The sequence below is a fragment of the Cellulomonas rhizosphaerae genome (assembly GCF_003470205.1).
In the GTDB taxonomy this organism is placed as follows: domain Bacteria; phylum Actinomycetota; class Actinomycetes; order Actinomycetales; family Cellulomonadaceae; genus Cellulomonas; species Cellulomonas rhizosphaerae.
Genome location: NZ_QWKP01000074.1, coordinates 1 through 5,049 on the forward strand (window position 1 = coordinate 1; position 5,049 = coordinate 5,049).

Here is a 5,049-nt window from a genome sequence, read left to right on the forward strand (position 1 = left end):
CGCGCTGCAGGTCTCGGCGTTCTCGCTGAAGTCGCTCGCGGTCGCCGCCCAGCCGCTGCTGACCCGCGGCTCGTCGATCGTCGGCCTGACGTTCGACGCGTCGTTCGCGTGGCCGGTCTACGACTGGATGGGCGTCGCCAAGGCCGCCTTCGAGTCCACCGCGCGCTACCTCGCGCGTGACCTCGGCGCCTCCGGCATCCGGGTCAACCTCGTCTCGGCCGGCCCGATCCGGACCACCGCAGCCAAGTCGATCCCCGGCTTCGAGACGATGGAGGGCGGCTGGCCCGAGCGCGCGCCGCTCGGCTGGGACGTCACCGACCCCGAGCCCACCGCCCGCGCGGTCGCTGCGCTGCTGTCCGACTGGTTCCCGGCGACCACCGCCGAGATCGTGCACGTCGACGGTGGCGTGCACGCCATGGGCCTGTGATGGCACGCTGAGCCGGTGACCGCACCGCTCGACCGCCGCCTCGTCCTGCTCCGCCACGCCAAGGCGGAGCACCCGGAGAAGGTCGACGACCACGAGCGCGCCCTGGCCCTGGCAGGCCGACGACAGGCCGGCCGGGTCGGGCCCGCGATGGCCGAGGCCGGCATCGCGCCGGACCACGTGTTGTGCTCGACGAGCCTGCGCACGCGGCAGACGTGGGATCTGGTGCGCGCGGGCCTGGCCGTCGAGCCGACGGTCGAGTTCCGCGAGGAGGTCTACCTCGCGGGCGCGGCTTCGCTGCTCGCGCTCGTGCAGGCTGTGCCCGACGAGGTCCGCACGCTGCTCGTCGTCGGACACGAACCCACGATGTCGCACGCCGCCGAGCTGCTCGCCGGGCCCGGGTCGCAGGAGGCCGCCTACCGCCGCGTGCAGGTGGGGGTGCCGACCGCGAGCTGGTCGGTGCTCACCTCGTCGGCCGGGTGGGCGCAGTGGGCACCGGGGGAGTCCGTGCTCGTCGGGCTGCACACGCCCGGCTGACCGATCGCTGGCTGACCGGCCCTCAGCGCGCGAACGGCTCCAGCGCGAGCACGGCGTCGAGGCGCTCGTCGACCACGGCGTCCGCCTGCGCGGCGACCACGGGCTTGGCGTTGAACGCGATCCCGAACCCCGCGGCGGCGAGCATGTCGAGGTCGTTCGCGCCGTCGCCGATCGCGACCGTGTCCTCGATCGCGACACTGGCGCCCGCGGCGTAGTCGGCGAGCGCGACGGCCTTCGCGGCCCGGTCGATCACGGGTCCGGCGACCCGGCCGGTGAGCACGCCGTCGGTGACCTCGAGCGCGTTCGCCCGGGTCAGGGTGATGCCCAGGCCGGCGGCGAGCGGGCCGACGACCTCGATGAAGCCGCCCGAGACGAGCCCGACGGCCCAGCCGCGGCCCTGCAGCTCGGCGACGAGCTCGCGCGCGCCGGGGGAGAGCTCGACCTGCGCGAGCACCTCGGCGAACACCGCGACCGGCAGCCCCGCGAGGGTCGCGACGCGCTCGTGCAGGGACTCCGCGAAGTCGATCTCGCCGCGCATGGCGCGCTCGGTGATCGCCGCGACGCGCGCCTCGGAGCCCGCGCGCGCGGCCAGCATCTCGATCACCTCGCCGGTGATGAGGGTCGAGTCGACGTCCATGACGAGCAGGCGGGGCTTCACGTCGCGCACGCTACCCACTCCGCCCACCGCGCGGCAGCACTGCCCACGGTGCGGCAGCACCCAGCACCGCCGTGTGGCGGGTGCCCCCGGTCCTCACCCGGGCCGGGTGCAGGTGGATGTGCGACACGCCGCGTCGCGCACGGCGCGCCGCACACCCACGCGCACGCCGCCTGGTTCCCAGCCGCGCGAAGCCGGAGTCCCACCGGTCGTTGCACCCGTGGTTGAACGACACGCCGTGCGGAACGCGGCGTGTCGTTCAACGAGAGCTGCAACCACGAACGCGCAGCGCGATGGGCGAGAGGCAGCGCACTGGTGGGGCCTCGCCGGCGGAGCAGGCGGAGCTCAGTCGGAGATGATCGCGCCCTTGGGGACGACCGTGATGCCCGAGTCGCTGATCGTGAAGCCGCGGGCGATGTCGTGCTCGCGGTCGAGGCCGATGCGGGCGCGCTCGGGGACGATGACGTTCTTGTCGATGATTGCGCGGTGCACCTGGGCGTAGCGCTCGACGTGCACGTTGTCCATCAGCACCGAGTCGGTGACCTGTGCCCAGGAGTGCAGCCGCACGCCCGGCGAGAGCACCGAGCCCGTGACGGTCGCGCCCGAGACGACGACGCCCGGGGACACGATCGAGTCCGCCGCGTGGCCGAGTCGGCCGGCGCCGGCGTGCACGAACTTGGCCGGCGGGAGCCCGGTGTAGCCGGTGAACAGCGGCCACTCGTCGTTGTAGAGGTTGAACACAGGCTCGATCGCGATGAGGTCGGTGTTGGCCTCGTAGTACGCGTCGAGCGTCCCCACGTCGCGCCAGTAGTCGCGGTCGCGCGGCGTGGAGCCGGGTACGTCGTTGCGCAGGAAGTCGTAGACGCCGGCCGTGCCACGGTTGACGAAGTAGGGGGCGATGTCGCCGCCCATGTCGTGCCGCGACGTCGCGTTCTCGGCGTCCGCCGTGACGGCCGCGACGAGGGCGTCGGCGTTGGCGACGTAGTTGCCCATCGAGGCGAGGATCTCGCCGGGGGAGTCGGCCAGGCCCACGGGGTCGGTCGGCTTCTCCCGGAACGCGGCGATGCGCGTCGGGTCGGCCGGGTCGACCTCGATGACGCCGAACTGGTCGGCCTCCTCGATCGGCTGGCGGATCGCGGCGACGGTGAACTCCGCGCCCGAGGCGATGTGGGCGTCGACCATCTGGGAGAAGTCCATGCGGTAGACGTGGTCGGCGCCGACGACGACGACGATGTCCGGCCGCTCGTCCTCGATGATGTTCAGGCACTGGTAGATCGCGTCGGCGCTGCCGAGGTACCAGTGCTTGCCGACGCGCTGCTGCGCGGGGACCGCGGCGACGTAGTTGCCCAGCAGCGGCGACATCCGCCACGTCTTGGACACGTGCCGGTCCAGGCTGTGGGACTTGTACTGCGTGAGCACGATGACGTGCAGGTAGTGCGAGTTGATGACGTTCGACAGGGCGAAGTCGACGAGGCGGTAGATCCCCCCGAACGGCACCGCCGGCTTGGCCCGGTGGGCGGTCAGCGGCATGAGCCGCTTGCCCTCTCCACCTGCAAGGACGATTGCGAGGACGCGCGGCGCTGCCATGTCGATGACCCTAGGCCCCGCACCGCTGTCAGGCGAGGTGGGACCGCGTGGGCACGCTAGCGTGTCGCGGGTGACCGGCCGTCAGGGCCGGCGTGGACCTGGAGGTTCCGGTGCGTGTCGATCTGCTGACCCGTGAGTACCCGCCGCACGTCTACGGCGGCGCCGGGGTCCACGTGGCCGGGCTGACGGCGGTCCTGCGGCGCACGATCGACGTGCGGGTCCACTGCTTCGACGGGCCGCGCGACGAGCCCTCCGTGCTGGGCTACGGCGTGCCGACCGAGCTCCGGGGCGCCAACGCCGCGCTGCAGACGCTCGGCGTCGACCTCGAGATGGCCGACGCGGTGGGTCGCGTGGGCGACGACGGCGTCGCGAGCGACCTCGTCCACTCGCACACCTGGTACGCCAACTTCGGCGGGCACGTCGCCGCGATGCTGCACGACCTGCCGCACGTCATCACCGCGCACAGCCTCGAGCCGCTGCGTCCCTGGAAGGCCGAGCAGCTCGGCGGCGGCTACGCGCTGTCCAGCTGGGTCGAGCGCACCGCCTACGACGCGGCCGCGGCCGTCATCGCTGTCAGCGGGGGCATGCGCCAGGACATCCTGCGCGCGTACCCGTCGGTCGACCCCGGCCGGGTCAAGGTCGTGCACAACGGGATCGACCTCGACGGGTGGCGTCGCCCGACGAGCGAGGAGGACCTGGCCGCGGCCGACGCGACCGTGCGCGGGCTCGGCATCGACCCCAGCAGGCCCGCGGTGGTCTTCGTCGGGCGCATCACCCGCCAGAAGGGCCTGCCCTACTTCCTGCGCGCCGCCGAGCAGCTGCCGCCCGAGGTCCAGCTCGTGCTGTGCGCGGGCGCCCCGGACACCCCCGCGATCCTCGCCGAGGTCACCGGCCTGGTCGACGAGCTGCGCGCCAAGCGCTCGGGCGTCGTCTGGATCGAGCAGATGCTGCCGCGCACCGAGCTCATCGCGGTGCTGTCCGCGGGGACGGTGTTCGCGTGCCCGTCGATCTACGAGCCCCTGGGCATCGTCAACCTCGAGGCCATGGCCGTGGGGCTGCCGGTCGTCGGGACCGCCACGGGCGGCATCCCGGAGGTGGTCGACGACGGCGTCACCGGCTGGCTCGTGCCGATCGACCAGGTGCAGGACGGCACAGGGACGCCCATCGACCCCGAGAAGTTCGTCGCCGACCTGGCCGCCACCCTCAATGAGGCCGTGAGCGACCCGGCCCGCGCGCACGCCTGGGGTCTCGCGGCGCGGACCCGCGTCGAGGACCACTTCTCCTGGGACGCGATCGCCACCCGCACGCTCGACGTCTACCGGGCGGCGACCGCGTAGGTCAGAGGGCCGAGGACGGTCACGGCGTCGGGAACGTCGACGCGGCCGCGATCGCTCGCCGCGACATCCGGTCGACGTCGCGCAGCGCCGCCGAGCGCTGGTCGGCCTGCCACAGGCTGACCGCGCCACCGTCGTCGCGCGTCGCGAGCGCCACGATCGCCCGCAGGCGCGCCGCGCTGCCCAGCACGCGCGCGTGCCGGCCGTCCAGGTGGTCCGGCATCCGCCAGCGCGGCAGGGCACCGTCGCGCAGGGCGGCGACCTGGGCGGCGTCCTCGTCGTGCCAGCGCGCGACGTCCAGCCGGACGAGGGCCTCGGTGACCGTGATCAGCCCCTGGCGCAGGTCGCGGTCCGCGTCCTGCAGCGAACCGTTGCGCCCCACCGTCGCGAGCCGCCAGTCCGGCACGGGTGTCGCGTGCCACGTCACGAGGTGACCGGGCTCGTAGGCAGAGCCGAACTGCTGGACCTCGGGCACGAGTGCGAGGCTGGTCGTCGGGGTGTGGACCAGCAGG

At 73.4% G+C, this 5,049-nt stretch carries 5 protein-coding genes and 1 pseudogene; 3 read left to right on the top strand and 3 right to left on the bottom strand.

From position 1 onward, the window contains the following. Together D1825_RS01265 and D1825_RS01270 are read left to right on the top strand one after the other, a co-directional pair. Positions 1 to 427, top strand: a 427-nt coding sequence (locus D1825_RS01265; RefSeq protein WP_118765702.1) for an SDR family oxidoreductase, incomplete at its 5' end; no start/stop codon positions are given. Positions 428 to 442: 15 nt separating this feature from the next. Beyond that, on the top strand, positions 443 to 961 hold the full coding sequence (locus D1825_RS01270; protein ID WP_118765703.1) for a SixA phosphatase family protein: 519 nt from the start codon (positions 443 to 445) through the stop codon (positions 959 to 961). 22 nt (positions 962 to 983) lie between these two features. Here the strand turns inward: D1825_RS01270 and serB are convergent, their stop codons facing one another. Next, entirely contained in the window at positions 984 to 1,619 is a 636-nt protein-coding gene (gene serB / locus D1825_RS01275) for a phosphoserine phosphatase SerB (RefSeq protein WP_267897553.1), read from the bottom strand. Positions 1,620 to 1,961: 342 nt separating this feature from the next. Then, a complete protein-coding gene (glgC, locus tag D1825_RS01280; protein WP_118765704.1) occupies positions 1,962 to 3,203 on the bottom strand; it encodes a glucose-1-phosphate adenylyltransferase in 1,242 nt (413 codons plus the stop codon). A 110-nt stretch (positions 3,204 to 3,313) separates the two neighbouring features. On the opposite strand from glgC, the gene glgA reads away from it, so the two are divergent. Further along, complete coding sequence (glgA, locus tag D1825_RS01285) at positions 3,314 to 4,540, top strand: glycogen synthase (protein WP_118765706.1); 1,227 nt, start codon at positions 3,314 to 3,316, stop codon at positions 4,538 to 4,540. A 19-nt stretch (positions 4,541 to 4,559) separates the two neighbouring features. Here glgA and D1825_RS01290 read toward each other — a convergent pair. After that, positions 4,560 to 5,049, bottom strand: a pseudogene (locus D1825_RS01290) (hypothetical protein); the annotation flags it as partial.

Excerpts from the sequence above, each read along its gene's own strand:
- glgC (WP_118765704.1), bottom strand. The coding sequence starts at position 3,203 with ATGGCAGCGCCGCGCGTCCTCGCAATCGTCCTTGCAGGTGGAGAGGGC.